Source organism: Patiriisocius sp. Uisw_047 (assembly GCF_047730165.1).
GTDB lineage: Bacteria > Bacteroidota > Bacteroidia > Flavobacteriales > Flavobacteriaceae > Patiriisocius.
In genome coordinates, this window is record NZ_CP159834.1 from 2,867,061 (window position 1) to 2,887,561 (window position 20,501).

Consider the following 20,501-nt stretch of genomic DNA (forward strand, 5'->3'; position numbering starts at 1 on the left):
TTTTTGGAGCCAATAATCTATCATAGTATGTACAAATTGCTCCTCATTTTATTTTCTGGATTTTCGCTAGTTTCTTGCGATAAAACTAGAAGTCACAAAGCCAATGGCACCTATATAGGTGGTATTATAGAGAACCCGAGAAGCGACTATGTGATCCTTAGCTTTAATGAGACTTTCTTAGACTCTGTTGCCCTTGATAAAAATAATCGATTCCTTTATAGAAACGACACGTTAAAAGAAGGCGTGTATACCTTTAAACATAGAGAGTATCAACGTTTCTACATCTACCCAAAAGACAGTTTACTTTTTCATGTAAATACCATTGATTTTGACGAATCTTTAAAGTACAGCGGTATTGGTGCACAAAAGAACAACCTCTTGATGCAGCTATTTCTAGAAGATGAAAAAGTTCAAGCAGAGATTTCAGACTGGTTTGATTTAGAGCCGCAAGAATATCTAGATAAAGTCGATTCTGTTGCTGTTGCTCGTAAAAAATTATACCAAAAATATATTTCGAAACAATATTTTTCTTCCAAAGCATTTAAGAATACTGTGAAGGTAAATCTCAATTATGATGAATACCTATGGAGAGAATTATATGTTTCAGCTAACCTGCTAGAAGGGAATCAAAACATTAAAGAAGAGCTCCCAAAAGATTTTTTGAAGCATAGAAAAAAAATCGACTTCGGAAATGACCTAAAGCGTTCTCATTATTCATATTACCGTTTTATGGATAACTACTTTAATAATGTGGCATTTGATTCTTATAAAAATTTAGACTCCTTTGATCGTGGAAACTTTGAACATACTCGTGCAAAAATGAAGGCAGTAAAAAGACTAACACATAATGAAGCTTTGCGAAACAAGCTATTGAGTGGCGCTGCGACAGATTATTTACTCCATAATACTAATACCAATAAAGCAGAGCAACTTTTTGATTTGTTTAAAAATTGCTCAACAAATGAAGAAGATATTTTAGAAATGCTTCATATTCTCGATCAAACCATAAAGTTAATTCCCGGTAATAAAATTCCCAATGTTCAAATAGTGGGTCTTGATAACCAAACCAGAACACTCCAGTCAATTATAAAAAAGCCTACGGTTATTTATTTCTGGACCTACGAGTCTACTAAACATTATCGCGAGGTACACGAAAAAGCAAAAGACTTACGAGAAAAACATCCAGATTATAATTTTATTGCGATTAATGCTGATGATCACTTTAGAAAATGGAAACGAATCGCAGAAACAATAAGCACTGATAAAAACACAGAATACCAGCTAGATAATTTACCGTCGGCAAAATCAGTCTTGATTTTAGATCTCCCAGAACGCACCATTATTGTGGACAGCCACGGTAAAATAATAAATGCTAATATTGCAATTACAGATATGGCATTTGAAGATGTGCTGTAAAAGAAATTAATAAAATTAATTACCCTTCTTATAATCTGCTAAAAACGCTGCAAGCCCACTATCTGTAAGCGGGTGTTTTAATAAGCCCTCAATAGAAGAAAGCGGTCCCGTCATTACATCTGCTCCTATTTTTGCACATTCTATAATGTGCATTGTATGGCGTATAGACGCGGCAAGAATTTCTGTCTCAAAACCATAGTTATCGTAGATTAATCTAATTTCTGCAATTAAATTCAAACCGTCTGTAGAAATATCATCTAGCCTCCCTATAAATGGAGAGACATAAGTAGCTCCTGCTTTTGCTGCTAATAGTGCTTGTCCAGCAGAGAAAACCAAAGTACAATTAGTGCGAATTCCATTATCACTAAAATACTTGATGGCCTTAATTCCTTCTTTAATCATAGGAATCTTCACTACAATTTGCGGGTGCAATTCTGCAAGCGCCTCTCCTTCTCTTACCATACCGGCAAAATCTGTTGATATCACCTCTGCAGATACATCCCCTTCTACTATGTTACAGATATTCACATAATGCTTCAGTATATTATCGTGACCTGTTATCCCCTCTTTTGCCATCAGCGATGGATTGGTTGTTACACCATCAAGTACACCAAGGTCTTGCGCTTCTTTAATCTGTTCTAGGTTTGCGGTATCGATAAAAAATTTCATAGGTAAATAATTAATAGCGTTGTTGATTTCTGAAATGCGCCAGACTTATAATTTATAATGTTTCATTAGTATTCGCTCATACATTTTGTCTGGTAAAAGCCTTTTTAAAACTATAGAAAATTTCTGAAGGTGCGCGCCTACTTTGTAATGTATTTTTGGCGAATCACTTTTAATAATAGCGTAAATCACCTTTGCCATGGCTAATGGGTCTTCTCCAGCATCTACGTGTGCATCCATCATTTTTAAGGTGTCTCCATACGCTTGCTTGTATGGTGAATCTTCTATAACCGGTGCGTGATATCTTCCGGCTGCAATGTTAGTTGCAAAATCTCCTGGCGCTACATTGGTCATTCGTATCCCAAACTGCTTTACTTCCATCCTATACGCCTCTGTTAAAAGCTCTAGAGCTCCTTTGGTCGCAGAATAGACACCGCGATATGGGAGTCCCATATATCCAGCGATGGAAGAAATATTAATAATCGTACCACTTTTCTGCTCTCGCATTGCAGGTAATACGGCGTTTATCATCTCTATAGGACCGTAGACATTTGTAGCAAATGCTTTGCTTATTTCAGACGTAGGTGTTTCTTCTATAGGCCCTGTAATCCCAACGCCAGCGTTATTTACTAAGACATCTAAGCGACCTTCAATTTTTAAAATTTCAGCAACACAGGCAAGTATACTTTTACTATCTGTGACATCTAGTGAAACTAATTTTATTGGAAAAGTGGCATCAAATCGCGCAGGATTTCTGCTGGTACCATAAACGGTAAAGCCTTGTTCTTTGAGGTAAATTCCGACTGCTTTGCCGATACCCGAAGAACCACCTGTTATTAAAACTACTTGAGACATATTTTTTATAAAACGCAAAGATGCGTTGCGTGTGCGTAATTACCAAAATATTAGGCACAAAAAAAGGCAAGCTACCTACATCACACTGCTACGACCATCTACCCTTGCTGTGTTCCCACCCTGGGGGATTCAACAGGAGCTAGTTGTGTAGGACTTGCCAGCCGTAAAGATACTACAAATTAAAACTCACTACAAGCGTTTTATAGTATCAATTATTATAAATATCTTACCTAAAAATTATTTGCCCTATGAACTTCCATAAGTTATTAATTATGACCTTCTTGACTGTCCTTGCTGCTTCCTGCGGAAATGGTAAAACAAGAACAATTGGCCTTTTCGACATAGAAATAGGGAATGAAAAAAGGCGATTTGTAACCTCTGAAACGGTAAAGGTTCAATTAAAGAACAAGAAAAACTTAGCAGTTACAAGCGTCACCTACTTTTTAAATGAAAAAGAGGTGGTGACAGTAAATGGAAATACCGCTTCAAAAATACCCTTGGCGAAGCTCAAACTAGGAACTCAAATCATCAAAGCCGAAATAACACATGAAGATGGTGTAGAAGATGAATACGCGTCTTTAACAGTTGTGTCCTCCATAAAACCGAAACTGTATGGCTATAAGATTTTAGAAACCTATCCTCACGATATGAATGCGTACACACAAGGACTTGAGTTTTTTGGTGATGATTTATATGAAAGTACGGGACGCTATAAAAAATCTTCCTTGCGAAAAGTAGATTTAAAAACCGGAAAGGTTCTTCAGAAAACAGAATTAGATCCGCAGTATTTTGGGGAAGGGCTCACCATACTAAATGACAATATCTACCAACTTACCTGGAAAGAAAACGTAGGTTTTATTTACGACAAAGAAACACTTGAGAAGAAAGGTCAATTTGCCTACGCAAGTAGCAAAGAAGGCTGGGGACTTTGTAATGATGGTACCCACATTTATAAAAGTGACGGAAGCGAAAAGATCTGGACCTTAGACGGTGCAACCCAAAAAGAAATAAGCCACATTGAAGTGTACACAAACACCAGTAAGATTGACACTATTAACGAACTAGAATTTGTAGAAGGTCACATCTATGCAAACATCTATCAAAAAGACGCCATCGCCATCGTAGATCCTAAAAACGGAGCTGTACAAGGCGTTATCAACTTGAAAGGTTTAAAAGATAAAGTCACTCAACACGCCACTCTTGATGTGTTAAATGGCATTGCCTATAAAGGAGAACCTAACATCCTATATATCACAGGGAAGAATTGGGACAAGGTTTTTAAAATTGAGGTTATTGAGAAGTGATCTTAACCCTCCTTACCCATAAGGGTGAACTTTTGATTTGATATTTAAATTTACGCTTAGCGTTGTATCGTCTACTCTTATTTAATTGATTTACAAAGTAATCAATTAAAATCGCATCGAAGACTCACCCAAACGCACTGTTCCCGTATTCTTTATTTCATCCGTGGCTTAATACTTGTTAATTTACTTAGTATTAAAAACCATCATATGAAAAAAGTAATCAAAGTAAGTATTCCAGAGCCTTGCCACGAAGATTGGAGCAAGATGTCACAAACAGAAAAAGGGGCTTTCTGTCAAGTTTGCACAAAAGAAGTAATTGACTTCACAAACGTCATTGATGAAGACATTGTAAAACATGTGCTAAAAAATGATAACGCTTGTGGACGTTTTTCTAAAACCCAACTTGATCGTAATCTTACTCTTGAGCGAAGCCCAGGACAGCGCTTAGCGCCACTAGCAGCTTCATTATTATTACCATTAACAATGATGGCAGGCACCGTAACAACATCTAAACAGGGTGAAATTAAATCTAGCACCTACACTTCTCTTGGAATAGGGAGTCTCCATAAAGAGGCCGATAGAGTTCAAATTACTGTAACAGGAACCATCACAGATTTGTATGGAGAGCCAGTGCACAAGGTTCGTGTAGAAGTTAAAGAAACAGGTGAAACTACGCTTACAGATAAAAAAGGAAATTACAGTATCACCTTTTTAGATAAAGAGACTTTGACCTTTGCAGTAGAAGGGCACGAAGTTTCACAACAAACTTTTGGTAATTACAATGAGACCTTTAACACAATAATGATAGCTATAGCTCAAGTCCCAATGATAATGGGCATGATGATCGCTCCAGATGTAATTATTGAGGAAGAAATTCTATTAGGAGATATTATTACCATTGAAGAAAGCCCTATTACCATAAAGAGTACTATTAAAGAAAACTCCCTTCCATTGCCAGGCGCAAACATAATTGTAAAAGGAACACGGATAAGTACAACAACAGATTTTAACGGTGATTATATTATTGAAGCACCGAAGAACGCTATCTTGGCAGTTGAATATATTGGGTTCAACACTGAAGAAGTTCAGCTTTCTAACATTGATAATGTAATCGACATAGACCTGACAGGAGCTGATTATCTTTTAGGTGGTGCAATTCATTATACCATAATTGACGAAAAAGACTCTTTTTATCCATTTGGTAATTTTGGAAAAACAAAAATAGATCCTGAGCGAAAAGCCGAGAAAGCGGCTCGTAAAAAAGCGGAAGCAAACGGTCTTGCCTTTAAAAAGTTAAAAGTAGCGAGAGAGAAAGAAGCGCGCCAACTTAACAGAGCTTCAAAAAACAAATAGAAAATTCGTATTTTAGATTGTGAATTCCACCTGTAATTTTCATAGCAGCAAGGCGGATTCTTTTTTTAGTACAGCAATAAAATGTAGTGCTTTCAGTTATATTTGTATCAAATTTTGTTTCAAAATTAAATATCCTATACCGATGAAATATGTTTATGCTTTGGCTATTTTTTGTAGCTTGATTCTTTGGAGTTCTTGTCGTAACGATTTTGAAGCAGTCCCAAACACTGGGAATCTTGAGTTTTCTCAAGACACTATATATTTAGACACCCTTTTTTCTAATATAGGATCTAGCACTTACAACTTAAAGGTGTACAACCGTAGTACTGAGGATATCAATATTCCAACAGTAGCTTTAGCTCGAGGCGAAAATAGTCTTTATCGACTCAATGTAGATGGATTACCAGGTAAGCAGTTTCAAGACATAAGAGTACTCGCAAAAGATAGCATCTTTATTTTTGTAGAAACTACGGCAGACATTCAAGATTTGCCAGGCAATGACCCAAACTTTTTATATACAGACCAGATTGTTTTTGATGCAGGAGCTAATGAACAAGAAATAGAACTAGTAACATTAGTACAGGACGCTGTTTTCTTATTTCCTGATCGTTTTGATGACGGCACTACAGAAACACTCAATCTAGGCACAGACGGAGAAGGAGATTCTATTTTAATAGAAGGCTATTTCTTAGATGATGATGAACTCACCTTTACAAACGAGTTACCGTATGTCATTTATGGTTTTGCTGCTGTGGCACCTAACAAGACTTTAAACATTGAACCTGGGGCACGCATTCACTTTCACGCAAATAGCGGGATTCTTGTTGCAAATACAGGCTCGATAAAAGCGAATGGCACCGCAAGTACATATCCAGAATTACAAGAAAATCAGATTATATTTCAAGGAGACCGTCTAGAACCTTCTTTTGAAGACGTACCCGGACAATGGTCTACTATATGGATGACCCAAGGAAGTACGAATAACGAGTTTAGTTATTGCACTATTAAAAATGGAACCTTAGGTTTGTTGATGGACAGCAATGATGGAGATGAAACACTTACATTAAATAATGTAGCACTACACAACCACACCAATAATGGACTGTGGGCTAGAACAGGAAACGTATACGGGGAAAATGTGGTTGTCAATAACTGCGGGCAGGCGTCACTGCGTGTTTCTATAGGAGGGAATTACACTTTTAATCACAGCACGTTTGCCAACTATTGGACTAACGGGTTTAGAAGTTCTCCCGCAGTAAGTCTTGAAAACTTTTTACAAACTGGCGAAGATATGGTAACAACGGCACCGTTAAATGCCAATTTTAATAACTGTATTATCTACGGAAATGAGCTACGCGAACTTGGTTTATTTGATATTGATGGAGAAGTCTTCAATTTTAACTTCTCAAACTCTTTAATTCGTTTTGAAGATCCTCAAGGAGATTTTGACGAGTTACCTAATTATGATTTTACAAATGCTGCTTTTTACACAAATAGCATATTTAGCGTAGATCCTGTTTTTCAAGATACAGCGTTCAATAATTTTAATATAGAAATGGGAACTTCTGGAGCAGAAGGCATCGGGAATACGGCAACGGCAAATCTTGTGCCTATTGACGCTAATGGAACTACTAGAGATGGTGGTTCACCAGACGCAGGAGCTTACGAGAGTATTGCATTTCCGGAGGAGACCCCTTAAGACTTTGGCATTTCTAATACTGAAATCTCATCGTTATTATTTCCTATAACGAGGAGTCTACGGTTAGATTGATTGATAAGGCCCAAGCTTTTAGAATCACGTGCTATATTGAGACCAGATTCTCTATGGTCAACCACGTCAAAAGCACCATCCACAAATCTAAGTACCAATCCTCTGCTGGCATCATATCTTGTGGTTTCAACTTCTGTTGGATATAGGTTACCCACCAGAATAATTTCTGAAATGCCATCACTATCAAGATCTGTTATCATAAAATCCATGATTGGTGAAACTTGTGCTTCTCTAGGCAAATTAATTCTTGTAAAATTTCCTTTACCATCGTTAATAAAAGCAGCACTGCTAAAGTCTTCTACCTGATAATGAAGTGAAGCATCAAGCTTATCTTTACCCATAATATCTTCTAAGGTAGCGTTTGCAAAGGATGAAAAGTTTGAGAATTTATCTGTAATAAAAGGCATTTGCTGTGAAGAACATTCTCGCCCACGCATAGGCACTAAATTACCATTATAGTCCTTAGAAAAAACAATGTCATAGGTTCCATTTGAATCAAAATCATCACAATACACGTGAAATGGCTTGCCAGGTTTTGCCGTAAATTTTGAATTAAGCCCTAGGTTCCCCGCTAATAAATCTTCATCACCGTCCCCGTCTAGATCAGTAGCCATAAGACTAAACCAAATTCCTTCTGTATCTATAAAAGCGTCTGAGTTCACTTTTGTGAAATGCCCTATGCTATTATTAAAAATTTGTAAAGGTTGCCATTCTGCACTTATTATAAGATCTTTATCACCATCCATGTCATAATCTGTAAACTCTGCACCAGTTACCAAACCAGCCTTCATAAATCCTTCAGCTCTTTTAGTAGTCATATCTTTGTATACTCCTGCTTCATTTAACAACAAATATGAGGATGGTGTATATGGATATTTATCAGGGACTATTCTGCCTCCAATAAACAAATCTAAATCGCCATCATTATCGACGTCATTTGCTCGAACAACCTGCGTACTCGTGTTCATTTTTGGTAAAGCGCCTTGAGATTTTGAGAAAGCTCCAGATCCGTTGTTTAAATATAATCGATCTTGATATGCAGTACTCCCTTCAGGAAAACTAGCACCTCCGCTAGCAACATACATATCTTGATCTCCATCTCCATCTACATCTAAAAACAATACTCCAAGATCTTCATACTCTCTATCGCTCTCCCAAAGTTTTTTATTGGTATCCATTTTAAATGCACCATCTGATTGCTGTAAAAATAATGCGCCCGGTGATCCTGCAGCGCCTCCAATAAATATATCTTCTTTGCCATCACCATTAACGTCTGCAATATCTGTAAAAGGCCCGTTTTGCGATGCTGAATATGGCAGGAGCAATTGCTTCTTAAAATCATCAATTTTATCTTCTCGGTGCTTATAAGAAAGCCCAATACTTTTGGCATTTAATGCTGCTAAGATTGGTTTTTTCGCTTTGGGAGCATCTTTAACATTACCACTTAAACCATACGTCACTGTTATCTTGCTGTTACTAGTTATATTATTTAACTGTACTTTTTCACCATCTGGCCAAGTGATTTCAATACTTGGTATTTCTGCAGTTGTTCCTACTCCTAAAACGATCGTAGGATCTACACTTGATAAATATCCTCTAGATAAATAGTGTTCGTGAAAGATTTGTTGATTCTTTAGCTTGACACTAATTTTTGTTCCTATAGCAAAGGGGTTATTCTTAGGGCCTTTTAAAGAAATAGCGATTGAATTGCCTGTTTTTCCAGCTACTGCCCTATTTTCATATATTGCAGCTATGGCTTCCATATTGTTAAGAACAAGATCTAAGTCTCCATCATTATCTAGGTCTGCATAAGCGGCACCATTAGAGTTAAAGTCAGTGCTGTCCATCCAGTGCTTAGAAGTATCTTTAAAAGCGAGTTCTCCTTGATTCTTAAACACTTGATTTGGTGTAATAACAGTAGGCACAACATCTAGATACTCGTCTAGTGAGAGCCTTCTTTGCAGTTCATCTTGCTTTCCAAAAACCTTTTCTTTAATGTCATTATCGTTTAAGTTCTCCTTAATTCCATTCGTAACAAATAAATCTTTCTTACCATCAAGGTCGATGTCAAAGAAAAGTGGTGCCCAACTCCAGTCTGTTTTTGCGATACCGGCTAGCTGTGCCACTTCGCTAAAAGAGGCATTCCCATCATTCATTTGCAGTGTATTCAACATATATTGATGGTGAAAACCCGCATTCACAAAAGCATTAAACTTGGCTACATCCATAGAAGACATAAATACCTTAGACTTTACGTGATCATTAGGCGTCATGTCTGTGACATATAAATCGAGATTCCCATCGTTATCAATGTCAGAAAACTCACTACCCATACTGTAGTAAGAGATATGTTTAAAGTTATTATGTATTTTATTAGTAAATGTCTTATCACCATTATTCAGATAAAATAGATCTGGTTCGCCAAAATCTGTACTAATATATAAATCTGGATACCCATCTTTATTTACATCACCTACGGCAACGGCATTTTTATATCCATAATTTACGACACCAGCATCATCTGTTTTTTCTTCGTAGACTCCATCGACGTTTTCATAAAACGTATCTGTCCTTAACTTACCTGATCTAATGTCTTTTACATAAGATCCAAAGCTGTCAGGTTTGATTTTATCTGATCCAGGCTTAGGTTGGTTTGCGAGATACATGTCAAGATCACCATCCAAATCATAATCCAAGAATGCTGCTTGAACACTGTAGGTGTCAATATCTAATTTGTAGTCGGCAGACTCTTCAGAAAATGTACCATCTCCGTTATTAATGAATAATTTATTTCTAATATATGATTTGACATTGTAGGGTCCAGCTTTACATACATAAATATCAAGTAACCCGTCTTGATTAATATCAACCATATTCACGCCGTAAGACCATCCACCGGTATATTTTTTAATTCCGGATGATACAGTTACGTCTTCAAAAGTTAGATTTCCTTTATTAAAATAAATCTTATCATCCGCACCGTTTCCCGCAAAATAAATATCTGGCAATCCATCATTATTAAGATCACCTATAGCTACACCACCTCCATTATAGATTTGAGTATATGACTTATGATTACGGAATTCATCTTCTTTTACCCTGTTTTTAAAGGTGATTCCTGTTGTTTGAGAAGGGATTAAATGCAAGAAAGTATCTTCTTGATTATTATCATTAATGGAAGTTATCGCAGAACGATTTAAACCTACCATTTCTATAGAAGCTTTTTCCTCACAGGAGTCTAGTGAGACTAATAGCACTATTAAAAACAACTTGATGTTCTTCATATTAATTACATTTTGGTTCAAAAAAAAAGCCTATCACAAAGATAGGCTCTAAAATAATAAAAATGTATGTATTACAGCACTCTTACGTTTACTGCATTAAGACCTTTGTTACCTTCTTTTAGTTCAAATTCTACTTCGTCACCTTCTCTAACCTCGTCGATTAATCCAGAGATGTGTACAAAATGATCTTTTTCTTGTCCTTCTTCGGTAATAAAACCAAACCCTTTAGAGTCATTGAAAAACTTTACTGTTCCTTTATTCATTATAAAATATTAAAATTATTAAAGTGCAAATTTATATATTTAATTAATAAAACCACCAAACTTATCGTTTTTATTAATTAAATTAATCGACGCTCAAAAGCACTGCTATCACTAGCTTAAACTCTGAAATACTCGTTATTAAATCACAAGTCACAGAAATTTAAATATCTAAATACTGTTATTCCGAACTAAAAAATTCAGAACGCTTAGTGTTATTTAAAAATTTATGTCCTTTTATGCGCAGCAAACTTACCTCTAATGAAGCGTTAAGTAGTTCACTAGATAATTTCTAAAAACAATTAGTGAAGCCTAGTCGACATTCTTAAACACTAAAAGAACTTCAGGACCACCTGGTAAAGTGATCGTTCCAGATACTTGCATCCCTAATTTTTCTAAAAGAGTAATAGAAGCAACATTCTCTTTCACTGTAAACGCGATATAATTAGTGATCGAACGGTCCTTTTTTACTTGCGCTATGAGCGCGGCTGCGGTCTCATATCCATAGCCCTTGCCCACTTCTGTATCTAAAAATGCAAAACCTAAGTCTGGCACATCGAGGCTTGGTCTTTTATAAAAGCCACAACAACCTATAGGTTTTCTAGTGTCTTTGGCGAACGCGGTATACGTGCCATATCCCAGATTGTCGAAGCTAGGTAGATATCGTTCTGTAATTAGTTTTTCTACATCTGCGATACTTTTCACATTGCGATCCCCAATAAACTGCAACCACCCCTTACTATTGAATAACTCAAAATAAAATGGCACATCCAGTATGGTGACTTCATACAGTAGTAGTCGAGCTGTTTCTATCGCTCTCATTTTTAATTGTTTTAAGGGCTATAAATAGTTCATGGATAATCTAGTACATTGAGATGTTCCCTAGACAGTTCTTTGATCGCATTAACTTACTACACAAAACACGTGCATCATATAGTCCAGTACCAAACAGGGATAAAGCTAAAGCTGTGTTCTTCCCTATTTCTCTAGCAAGTATGTAAGTCTTTAATATAAATACCGAATGCGTTATGGGTCACAATATTATATTTGGTTTACTTAAAGGCAGCTTTCTCTCGATCTGCCAGCAGATGAAGTTTGCCTATTACCTGATGAAGTATCATGCTAAAAGTAAAAAAGCCTCCAAGAATCTCGGAAGCTTTTGTTTAATTATTTAACAATATTAATTACGCTACAAATAAAGGCTTCCCTTCCATCATTGTATTTACTCTAATTGCAATCACATCTAACTTATCATCATCTTCATAATTAGCCAAGGCTTCATCAATAAGATCTACAATGATTTGCATATCATCTTCTTTTAGTCCACGTGTTGTAATTGCAGCCGTACCAATTCTAATACCGCTGGTTACAAATGGAGATTTATCATCAAAAGGCACCATGTTTTTATTCACCGTGATATCTGCTTTTCCAAGCGCTTCTTCTGCTTGTTTTCCGTTGATGTTCTTGTTACGCAGATCAATCAACATCATATGATTATCAGTACCGCCACTGATAATTTTATAGTCCTTCGCAACAAAAGCTTGTGCCATCACATCTGCATTCTTTTTTACTTGCACCATATAATGTAAAAACTCATCTGTCAAAGCTTCACCAAAGGCTATTGCTTTTGCAGCAATAATATGCTCTAAAGGTCCGCCTTGATTGCCAGGGAAAATACCACTGTCCAGCAAAGAAGACATCATTCTTTTCTTTCCATTTTTTAATGTGATGCCAAATGGGTTTTCAAAATCTTTACCCATCATAATCAATCCGCCACGAGGTCCACGTAATGTTTTGTGCGTCGTAGTTGTTACTACGTGACAATGTGGTAATGGGTCACTCAAGATACCCTTGGCTATTAATCCCGAAGGATGCGCAATGTCTGCCAATAATATTGCCCCTACTTTGTCTGCAATAGCTCTAAAACGCTTATAATCAATCTCTCTTGAGTATGCCGAAGCCCCTGCGATTATCATCTTAGGTTGCTCTTTTACAGCAATTGCTTCTATCTTATCATAGTCAAGCATTCCTGTCTCTTCTTCTACTCCATAAAATACAGGGCTATATAATTTACCTGAAAAGTTTACAGGACTTCCGTGCGTTAAATGTCCACCGTGTGAAAGATCAAATCCTAAAAACTTATCTCCAGGATTTAAACAAGCCGCAAAAACAGCTGTGTTTGCTTGTGATCCTGAGTGCGGCTGTACATTAGCATATGCAGCACCAAATAATTCTTTTGCTCTGTCAATTGCTATTTGCTCTACTTCATCTACAATTTCACATCCTCCATAGTAACGTTTACCAGGATAGCCTTCTGCATATTTGTTCGTTAAAACAGAACCCGCAGCATCTAGCACTTGCTGGCTCACAAAATTTTCTGAAGCAATAAGTTCAAGACCATTTAATTGTCTGTCTTTTTCTGCTTCTATTAGTTCAAATATTATTTCGTCTCTTTTCATAGATAATAGTGGTTATTAGTCTTTGGTCTTTTTAATTTATTTTACTGAACTATTACGCAAGATTTCGCAGCGAGATTACTCTTTTCAATAAAATTTCCGAAGTGAAAAATCTGTTATTTACCGCCATATTTATGCTTCAACTTCGGTTTCAACTTCGATTTCAACTTTATGAGTGTTAAACTTTGTCAAAAATAACAAAAGCATTTGTCACGTATATCTTTAATTCTATATTTGATCTATATTTTACTAACAGAAAATTAACACTATGCCTTTAACTGCAAATAACCCTAAACGCAAATCTTGGATCAATGTTCGTGAGAACAGTGATTTTCCCATACAAAACATTCCTTTTGGTGTTTTTCTAACACGTGATGATGTCATTACCATTGGCACACGTATAGGAGATAACGCGATTGACCTTGGTGCTTTGCATCAACTTGGCTATTTTAAAGGAATAGACCTTACAGATGATATTTTTTTACAGGATAGCTTGAATGATTTTATTGCAGATGGTAGAAAGACATGGCGATTGGTACGAAACAGAGTAAGTGATATTTTCTTAAAAGGAAATCACGAGTTGCAAAACAATAATGCTCACTGTGACAAAATACTCTTTAAAATGGAAGAGATAGAAATGCAGCTTCCGGTAGATGTTGGTGATTATACAGATTTTTATGCCAGTAAAGAGCACGCGACAAATGTAGGCTCGTTGTTTAGAGATCCAGAAAATGCTTTATTACCTAACTGGTTGCACATCCCTATAGGATATCATGGGCGCAGCAGTTCTATCATACCTTCTGGCACACCAGTGCATAGACCTGTAGGGCAAACTAAACCTTCCACTGATGGTGGCCAACCAGGTTTCGGCCCATCTAAAGCACTAGACTTTGAACTTGAGATGGCATTTATTACTACAGATGCTAATGATCTAGGGAAACGAGTAAAACTAGAGGAAGCAGAAGATTACATTTTTGGATTGGTACAGTTTAATGACTGGAGTGCACGCGATATACAAGCCTGGGAATATGTGCCACTCGGACCGTTCTTAGGAAAGAGTTTTGCTTCTACCATTTCGCCGTGGATTGTAACACTAGATGCGCTAGAACCTTTTAGAACAAATGGCCCTGCGCAAGATCCTGCCCCACTACCCTACCTGAGTCAAGGTGGTAATATGAATTTTGACATCAACCTAGAAGTTGGGATTCAGCCAGAAGGTGGTGAAGAAACAGTGCTTGCAAAATCAAACTTTAAATATATGTATTGGTCTATGGCGCAACAGCTTACACATCACACTTTAAACGGATGCAACGTGCGCAGCGGTGACATGATGGGAAGCGGAACGATTTCTGGCCCCACTAAAGACAGTTATGGGTCTATGCTAGAACTTACATGGAGAGGTCAAAACCCACTCACTTTAACTGACGGTACGGAGCGTAAATTTATCAATGACGGTGATAACGTAAAGATGCGTGCTTACTGTGAGAAAGATGGTTTGCGTATTGGCTTCGGAAATTGTGACGGGAAGGTACTTCCGGCTATTGAGTAGCATATTGTCTTGAGTCAAAATTTAAAAAATTAATCTAGCAATGCGAGCGATTGTTTTTAATTTGTAGGATTTTATTATTTCCGACGAAATAAAAACCTAGCAAATCACTATACAAAATTCTCATAAACAAATAGATAACTATTTGGCACGCCATTTGGTTATATCTAACCGAACCAATACCTATATATTATGAAAAAGTTACTTTTTATACTTAGTATGGTATTGTTACTTACGAGTTGTAACAGTGCCAAGAGGAACCAGAAATTACTGGCGAAAGGAGATTATGATCAAGCGATTGAGCTGGCTATAAGAAAATTGCAACGCGACAAAACGTCGGGTAAAAATGATGTACGTATAAGCTATCTTCAAGATGCGTTTAAGAAAATGGTCGCTCAAGACAATAGACGTCTAGACCTATTGAAAAAACAAAATAGCGTTTCAGCAGCAAAGAAAATTTACTACACCTACCAGAATATGGCTTTTATTCAGGAAAAGATACGCCCTTTATTACCATTAAATTATAAATCTGGTAAGCAAGCTACCTTTAAAATGGTAGATTATCTTGGTGCTATCAACACAGCACAGAAGGTACTTATAGATGCGCTTGCGCAAGAGGCGCAGCTCTATATGGATCGTGAGACTATTGCAGATTATAGAACGGCATACACTATATACTGCGAACTGGAAGAGCTTGACCCTTATTATGCAGGGGTACAACAGTTAAAAGAGGATGCACGTTTTTACGGGACAGACTTTGTATATGTGACACTCAATAATAGAAGTGGTCAAATAATACCCACGAGACTTGAAAGGGATCTACTCAATTTTAATACCTACGGCCTAGATAATTTCTGGACAGAATATCATAATGAACGAAACCAAGATATTGCCTACAACTATGGTATCTCATTAAACTTTAAAAACATTTCTATTACTCCTGAGCGTGTGAGCGAACGAGAAGAAAGAAGAACAAAACGCATTAAAGATGGATGGGAATATGTACTGGATATAGAAGGGAATGTTAAGAAGGACAGCCTGGACAATGATATAAAAAGGGACAAATACACCACGGTATCTGCGAGAATTACGTATACAAAACAGACGAAAGCAACCTACGTTGAGGGCGCTGTTGTCTATAGAGATTTAGTAAGCAGAAGAGACATCAATCGTTATCCCTTGGCTAGTGAGTTTATCTTTGAAAATGAATTTGCTCGATATAGAGGTGACAAACGTGCTTTAACAAAGCAAGATCTTAAATTTTTACAATATGACTTTATTCCATTTCCATTAAATGAACAAATGGTATTTGACGCTGGAGAGGATATAAAAATAAGACTCAAGGAAATATTAACGAATAACAGATTGCAATAAAAAAAAGGCTCCTTAATAGGAGCCTTTTTTCATATGTGTTTTTCTAAGGCGTCTGCCTGAATGCCATGATGCGCAGCGTGCGCTACAGCGACTCCATTTTTCACCACAATTAATTGGGGACTTTGATGCAACACTTGAAAGGTAAAACCTATCTCATCACTGATGTTTCGGTACGTAAGCAAGTCTAAATAGTAGAGCTTAAGTTGTTCGTCTTTTAAGGAATATGTAGACTCAAACTGTCTTAATACCATTCTAGATATTCCGCAGCGTGTGCTGTGTTTGAAGATAGCCACAGGCCTGCTCATGGACAGCTCTTTTATCTCTTCGAGTTGGCTTATGTCAGAAAGTATATGCCACGGCACTTGATTTTCTGTTTTTTCTTCTTTCGTTTTTTTTGATTTACTAAATAATCCCATCGCATTAATTTTTCAATAAAGATACAGGTTCAATTTTAGAACATTCTTAATAATATCCAAATAACTCAACAAAACAGACGCTACTACAGGAACTAATAGTGATGACGCTGCTTGATTTTCGTAAACCGCTTCAGGTAATCGAACAATAACACTTGACTCTGGCATAGATCTAGATGCGCCTGATACTAGAGTATTCATCTATGTTAACTGTACAGACTTAAATGAACTAGCCACTGATGATGATTTTGGACCTGGTTTTACATCTTTAATAGGAAATTTTGCTGTAACAGCGGGAACTGAGTATTTGACCCAGTGGGATGACAGATGGTCAACAGAAGAATTTGACTGGGAGCTTAACTTTAACGGACCAGAATGTAACGTAGTAGCTAATATTGCTATTAGTGATATTACAGACGTATCTGCAGTTGTATCTTGGGACGATGAGGCTATAGCAGTTGATGGTTATCAAGTAGGTGCATACAATGCTGGTACTGATGATTTAGCATATGTTTCACCGCTACTTCCAGCAGGAACCGTTATGGATGATGCTACTGGATTATCAAGCGATTCTATGTATGAAGCTGTTGTTGTTTCTATATGTAATCTACAAGATGAAATATTTGTAGTTTCTGAAAGACTTACAATTACTACATTAGCACTTGGTCTTTCAGACTCTGCAATTGTAGGATACACAGTTTCTCCTAACCCAGCTAAAAACTCAATTAACTTAAATGCTGCATTTAGCATTGAAAATGAAATTATAAGCAAAGTATTAGGACAAAAAGTGGTGACTAATAAAGTTGGTAGCGCTGCGCTAACACTTGATATTTCTAACTTACAAGTAGGCACTTACTTTATGAAGGCTACTTTAAACGGTATCGACGTTGCTGAACGTTTTATTAAGCAATATTGAATTAGGTTAAAATCTAATAATTTAAAAAAGCCGCCCCAATGGGACGGCTTTTTTTTTGTCATAATGTCCTGTAGATAGCTCACTCTAAAGGACATTCTGTCTTAAATATACAATGGCTTACTATTTGAAATAGGTGTTATAATTACAAACGAACATAACATTTCAGCACGAGTACCATTCTTATATCTGAAATTTTCAATAAATAATAAATCATGAATTTTAATAATTATACTATAAAAAGTCAAGAGGCAATAGAACGGGCGCAACAGCTTGCGCAAGAATATGGTCACCAACAAATAGAGAATGAACACATCTTAAAGGCCATTTTTGAAGTGGACGAAAATGTGACGCCGTTTCTTCTTAAAAAACTAAATGTAAACCTTCCGCTTTTACACCAGATTATCGATAAGCAAATAGCCTCTTTATTCAAAGTATCTGGAGGTGATTTAATGTTTTCACGAGCAGCAGGAAAAACTCTAAACGACGCGAGCATTATAGCAAAGAAAATGAACGATGAGTTTGTCTCACTAGAGCATCTATTACTCGCCATATTTGATTCAAAGAGCAGCATAGCACAGAGCCTAAAAGATCAAGGCGTTACAGAAAAAGGACTAAAAACAGCCATTGACGAGTTGCGTAAAGGCGATAGAGTGACTTCACAAAGTGCAGAAGAAACCTATAATGCATTAAACAAGTATGCAAAAAATTTAAACCAATTAGCACGCGACGGCAAACTTGACCCAGTCATTGGAAGGGATGAAGAAATACGACGCATTTTACAAATCTTAACCCGTCGTACTAAGAACAATCCGATTCTTGTAGGAGAACCAGGTACTGGAAAAACGGCCATTGCAGAAGGGCTTGCACATAGAATAGTAGATGGAGATGTACCAGAAAATCTAAAATCAAAAGAAGTGTATTCCTTAGACATGGGTGCCTTAATTGCTGGAGCAAAGTTTAAAGGCGAATTTGAAGAACGTCTTAAAGCAGTGATAAGAGAAGTAACCTCCAGCGATGGAGATATTGTACTCTTTATTGATGAGATCCACACCCTTGTAGGTGCTGGAGGTGGACAAGGCGCTATGGATGCTGCGAACATTTTAAAACCTGCACTTGCTAGAGGAGAGCTTAGAGCAATAGGTGCTACGACACTAGATGAATATCAAAAATTCTTTGAAAAAGATAAAGCACTCGAGCGACGATTTCAAAAAGTAGTGGTTGATGAACCGGATACGGAAAGCGCAATTTCAATTCTTCGTGGTATTAAAGAAAAATATGAAACTCATCATAAAGTACGTATTAAAGATGATGCTATCATTGCAGCTGTTGAGCTATCACAACGCTATATTACCAATCGTTTTTTACCAGATAAAGCCATTGACTTAATGGATGAGGCTGCTAGTAAAATGCGTATGGAGATTAATAGCAAACCTGAAGAACTAGATGTCCTAGACAGAAAAGTAATGCAGTTAGAGATTGAACTCGCCGCGATTAAAAGAGAAAAGGATGAGTCAAAGTTAAAGACTTTACGCAGCGATCTCGCAAATCTCAAAGAAGAGCGCAATGAGTTAAACGCAAAATGGAAGAGTGAAAAAGAAGTGGTAGAGCAAGTGCAAAACCTTAAAACCGAAATAGAATCGTTTAAAGCAGAAGCAGAACGAGCAGAGCGCGATGGTGATTTCGGAAAAGTAGCAGAATTACGGTACGGTAAGATCAAAGAAGCGCAAGAATCACTCTCAAAATTAGAAACACAGCTTGCAGAAAATCAAGATGAACATTCTCTAATTAAAGAGGAGGTAACTCAAGAAGACATCGCAGAGATTGTGGCAAAATGGACGGGAATCCCAGTAACAAAGATGCTACAGAGCGATCGCGAAAAGTTATTGCGTTTAGAAGATGAGCTGCACAAACGTGTCGTAGGTCAAGAAGAAGCTATTGTAGCTGTTAGTGATGCCGTGAGAAGAAGTCGTGCAGGATTGCAAGACCAGAAAAAACCCTTAGGTAGTTTCTTATTTTTAGGAACCACAGGGGTAGGTAAAACAGAACTTGCAAAAGCACTAGCTACTTATATGTTTGATGACGAAAATGCCATGACACGTATAGATATGAGTGAATATCAAGAACGTCATAGTGTGAGCAGATTAATAGGAGCACCTCCAGGATATGTAGGGTATGATGAAGGCGGACAATTGACAGAAGCCGTGAGACGCAAACCGTATTCTGTAGTGCTACTGGATGAAGTAGAAAAAGCACATCCAGACACTTTCAACATCTTATTACAGGTTTTAGATGAAGGACGATTAACAGATAATAAAGGTCGCGTTGCAGATTTTAAAAATGCCATCATTATTATGACAAGCAACATAGGAAGTGAAATTATTCAGCAAAAATTTGAATCTTTAAAAGATCCTGAGACAGCGATGGAAGCGGCTAAAGTTGAAGTTCTAGGTTTACTCAAACAAACGGTGCGTCCAGAATTTCTAAATAGGATTGACGATATTATTATGTTCACTCCATTAACTAAAGATCATATCACAAAAATTGTTGGTTTACAAATTAAGGGAGTTACAAAAATGCTCACTAAACAAGGAATCACAATGGATGCAACGCAAGAAGCAATACGTTACTTAGCAGAAAAAGGATATGACCCACAGTATGGAGCACGACCTGTAAAACGTGTGATTCAAAAAGAAGTACTTAATTCTTTGTCTAAGGAGATCCTAGCAGGTAAGGTAACAACAGATAGTATTATCTTATTAGATAGTTTTGATGATACGCTGGTTTTTAGAAACCAGGACACCGTACTTGAAGATGCTAACTAATTAATGTTGCCTCTTAGGCACTTCACAAATGTGTAGCCTATTAATTTATAATTCATTCTAAAACC

16 protein-coding genes and 1 other RNA gene are annotated in these 20,501 nt (G+C 36.9%); 8 read left to right on the top strand and 9 right to left on the bottom strand.

The annotated features are described in order from the left end of the window. The first annotated feature begins 27 nt into the window (after positions 1-27). The gene (locus tag ABXT71_RS12555; protein WP_415371707.1) at positions 28-1,416 is read left to right on the top strand and encodes a TlpA family protein disulfide reductase; all 1,389 of its coding nucleotides are present in this window, start codon (positions 28-30) and stop codon (positions 1,414-1,416) included. A gap of 15 nt (positions 1,417-1,431) precedes the next feature. On the opposite strand, the gene fsa is transcribed toward ABXT71_RS12555, so the two are convergent. The 3 genes from fsa to ffs form a co-directional block, all read right to left on the bottom strand. Next, the gene (gene fsa / locus ABXT71_RS12560; RefSeq protein ID WP_415371708.1) at positions 1,432-2,085 is read right to left on the bottom strand and encodes a fructose-6-phosphate aldolase; all 654 of its coding nucleotides are present in this window, start codon (positions 2,083-2,085) and stop codon (positions 1,432-1,434) included. 45 nt (positions 2,086-2,130) lie between these two features. Beyond that, positions 2,131-2,937, bottom strand: coding sequence for an SDR family oxidoreductase (locus tag ABXT71_RS12565; RefSeq protein ID WP_415371709.1), 807 nt, complete (start codon positions 2,935-2,937; stop codon positions 2,131-2,133). Positions 2,938-2,998: 61 nt separating this feature from the next. Beyond that, positions 2,999-3,097, bottom strand: an RNA gene (gene ffs, locus ABXT71_RS12570) — signal recognition particle sRNA small type. An 88-nt stretch (positions 3,098-3,185) separates the two neighbouring features. Here ffs and ABXT71_RS12575 point away from each other — a divergent pair. The 3 genes from ABXT71_RS12575 (at position 3,186) to ABXT71_RS12585 (ending at position 7,293) form a co-directional block, all read left to right on the top strand. Further along, positions 3,186-4,241, top strand: coding sequence for a glutaminyl-peptide cyclotransferase (locus tag ABXT71_RS12575; RefSeq protein ID WP_415371710.1), 1,056 nt, complete (start codon positions 3,186-3,188; stop codon positions 4,239-4,241). A 207-nt stretch (positions 4,242-4,448) separates the two neighbouring features. After that, on the top strand, positions 4,449-5,594 hold the full coding sequence (locus ABXT71_RS12580) for a carboxypeptidase-like regulatory domain-containing protein (protein WP_415371711.1): 1,146 nt from the start codon (positions 4,449-4,451) through the stop codon (positions 5,592-5,594). Between the two features lie 142 nt (positions 5,595-5,736). Continuing rightward, positions 5,737-7,293, top strand: a complete 1,557-nt coding sequence (locus ABXT71_RS12585; RefSeq protein ID WP_415371712.1) for a hypothetical protein — start codon at positions 5,737-5,739, stop codon at positions 7,291-7,293. Here ABXT71_RS12585 and ABXT71_RS12590 read toward each other — a convergent pair. The 4 genes from ABXT71_RS12590 to glyA all read right to left on the bottom strand — a co-directional run bounded on the left by ABXT71_RS12590 (position 7,290) and on the right by glyA (position 13,368). Beyond that, complete coding sequence (locus tag ABXT71_RS12590) at positions 7,290-10,649, bottom strand: VCBS repeat-containing protein (RefSeq protein ID WP_415371713.1); 3,360 nt, start codon at positions 10,647-10,649, stop codon at positions 7,290-7,292. The two genes, ABXT71_RS12585 and ABXT71_RS12590, sit on opposite strands and share 4 nt — an antisense overlap. A 71-nt stretch (positions 10,650-10,720) precedes the next feature. Beyond that, positions 10,721-10,912, bottom strand: a complete 192-nt coding sequence (locus tag ABXT71_RS12595; RefSeq protein WP_415371714.1) for a cold-shock protein — start codon at positions 10,910-10,912, stop codon at positions 10,721-10,723. 309 nt (positions 10,913-11,221) lie between these two features. Further along, positions 11,222-11,731: a GNAT family N-acetyltransferase gene (locus ABXT71_RS12600; RefSeq protein WP_415371715.1), complete on the bottom strand. Its 510-nt coding sequence runs from the start codon at positions 11,729-11,731 to the stop codon at positions 11,222-11,224. Between the two features lie 362 nt (positions 11,732-12,093). Further along, a complete protein-coding gene (glyA, locus tag ABXT71_RS12605) occupies positions 12,094-13,368 on the bottom strand; it encodes a serine hydroxymethyltransferase (RefSeq protein ID WP_415371716.1) in 1,275 nt (424 codons plus the stop codon). A 265-nt stretch (positions 13,369-13,633) separates the two neighbouring features. Here glyA and fahA point away from each other — a divergent pair, with 265 nt between their 5' ends. Together fahA and ABXT71_RS12615 are read left to right on the top strand one after the other, a co-directional pair. Continuing rightward, the gene (fahA, locus tag ABXT71_RS12610; protein WP_415371717.1) at positions 13,634-14,914 is read left to right on the top strand and encodes a fumarylacetoacetase; all 1,281 of its coding nucleotides are present in this window, start codon (positions 13,634-13,636) and stop codon (positions 14,912-14,914) included. Positions 14,915-15,103: 189 nt separating this feature from the next. Then, positions 15,104-16,285 carry a hypothetical protein gene (locus ABXT71_RS12615; RefSeq protein ID WP_415371718.1) on the top strand — a complete coding sequence of 394 codons (1,182 nt, stop codon included), beginning with the start codon at positions 15,104-15,106 and terminating at the stop codon, positions 16,283-16,285. A gap of 29 nt (positions 16,286-16,314) precedes the next feature. Here ABXT71_RS12615 and ytxJ read toward each other — a convergent pair whose 3' ends face one another. Then, positions 16,315-16,701, bottom strand: coding sequence for a bacillithiol system redox-active protein YtxJ (gene ytxJ / locus ABXT71_RS12620; RefSeq protein WP_415371719.1), 387 nt, complete (start codon positions 16,699-16,701; stop codon positions 16,315-16,317). A gap of 12 nt (positions 16,702-16,713) precedes the next feature. Continuing rightward, the gene (locus tag ABXT71_RS12625) at positions 16,714-16,899 is read right to left on the bottom strand and encodes a hypothetical protein (RefSeq protein WP_415371720.1); all 186 of its coding nucleotides are present in this window, start codon (positions 16,897-16,899) and stop codon (positions 16,714-16,716) included. Between the two features lie 106 nt (positions 16,900-17,005). Between ABXT71_RS12625 and ABXT71_RS12630 the strand changes: the two genes are divergently transcribed. Together ABXT71_RS12630 and clpB are read left to right on the top strand one after the other, a co-directional pair. Further along, complete coding sequence (locus tag ABXT71_RS12630; RefSeq protein ID WP_415371721.1) at positions 17,006-17,614, top strand: T9SS type A sorting domain-containing protein; 609 nt, start codon at positions 17,006-17,008, stop codon at positions 17,612-17,614. 212 nt (positions 17,615-17,826) lie between these two features. Continuing rightward, positions 17,827-20,436, top strand: a complete 2,610-nt coding sequence (gene clpB, locus ABXT71_RS12635; protein WP_415371722.1) for an ATP-dependent chaperone ClpB — start codon at positions 17,827-17,829, stop codon at positions 20,434-20,436. Positions 20,437-20,501 lie beyond the last annotated feature (65 nt).

Excerpts from the sequence above, each read along its gene's own strand:
- ABXT71_RS12555 (WP_415371707.1), top strand. The coding sequence starts at position 28 with ATGTACAAATTGCTCCTCATTTTATTTTCTGGATTTTCGCTAGTTTCT.
- fsa (WP_415371708.1), bottom strand. The coding sequence starts at position 2,085 with ATGAAATTTTTTATCGATACCGCAAACCTAGAACAGATTAAAGAAGCG.
- ABXT71_RS12565 (WP_415371709.1), bottom strand. The coding sequence starts at position 2,937 with ATGTCTCAAGTAGTTTTAATAACAGGTGGTTCTTCGGGTATCGGCAAA.
- ABXT71_RS12575 (WP_415371710.1), top strand. The coding sequence starts at position 3,186 with ATGAACTTCCATAAGTTATTAATTATGACCTTCTTGACTGTCCTTGCT.
- ABXT71_RS12580 (WP_415371711.1), top strand. The coding sequence starts at position 4,449 with ATGAAAAAAGTAATCAAAGTAAGTATTCCAGAGCCTTGCCACGAAGAT.
- ABXT71_RS12585 (WP_415371712.1), top strand. The coding sequence starts at position 5,737 with ATGAAATATGTTTATGCTTTGGCTATTTTTTGTAGCTTGATTCTTTGG.
- ABXT71_RS12590 (WP_415371713.1), bottom strand. The coding sequence starts at position 10,649 with ATGAAGAACATCAAGTTGTTTTTAATAGTGCTATTAGTCTCACTAGAC.
- ABXT71_RS12595 (WP_415371714.1), bottom strand. The coding sequence starts at position 10,912 with ATGAATAAAGGAACAGTAAAGTTTTTCAATGACTCTAAAGGGTTTGGT.
- ABXT71_RS12600 (WP_415371715.1), bottom strand. The coding sequence starts at position 11,731 with ATGAGAGCGATAGAAACAGCTCGACTACTACTGTATGAAGTCACCATA.
- glyA (WP_415371716.1), bottom strand. The coding sequence starts at position 13,368 with ATGAAAAGAGACGAAATAATATTTGAACTAATAGAAGCAGAAAAAGAC.
- fahA (WP_415371717.1), top strand. The coding sequence starts at position 13,634 with ATGCCTTTAACTGCAAATAACCCTAAACGCAAATCTTGGATCAATGTT.
- ABXT71_RS12615 (WP_415371718.1), top strand. The coding sequence starts at position 15,104 with ATGAAAAAGTTACTTTTTATACTTAGTATGGTATTGTTACTTACGAGT.
- ytxJ (WP_415371719.1), bottom strand. The coding sequence starts at position 16,701 with ATGGGATTATTTAGTAAATCAAAAAAAACGAAAGAAGAAAAAACAGAA.
- ABXT71_RS12625 (WP_415371720.1), bottom strand. The coding sequence starts at position 16,899 with ATGAATACTCTAGTATCAGGCGCATCTAGATCTATGCCAGAGTCAAGT.
- clpB (WP_415371722.1), top strand. The coding sequence starts at position 17,827 with ATGAATTTTAATAATTATACTATAAAAAGTCAAGAGGCAATAGAACGG.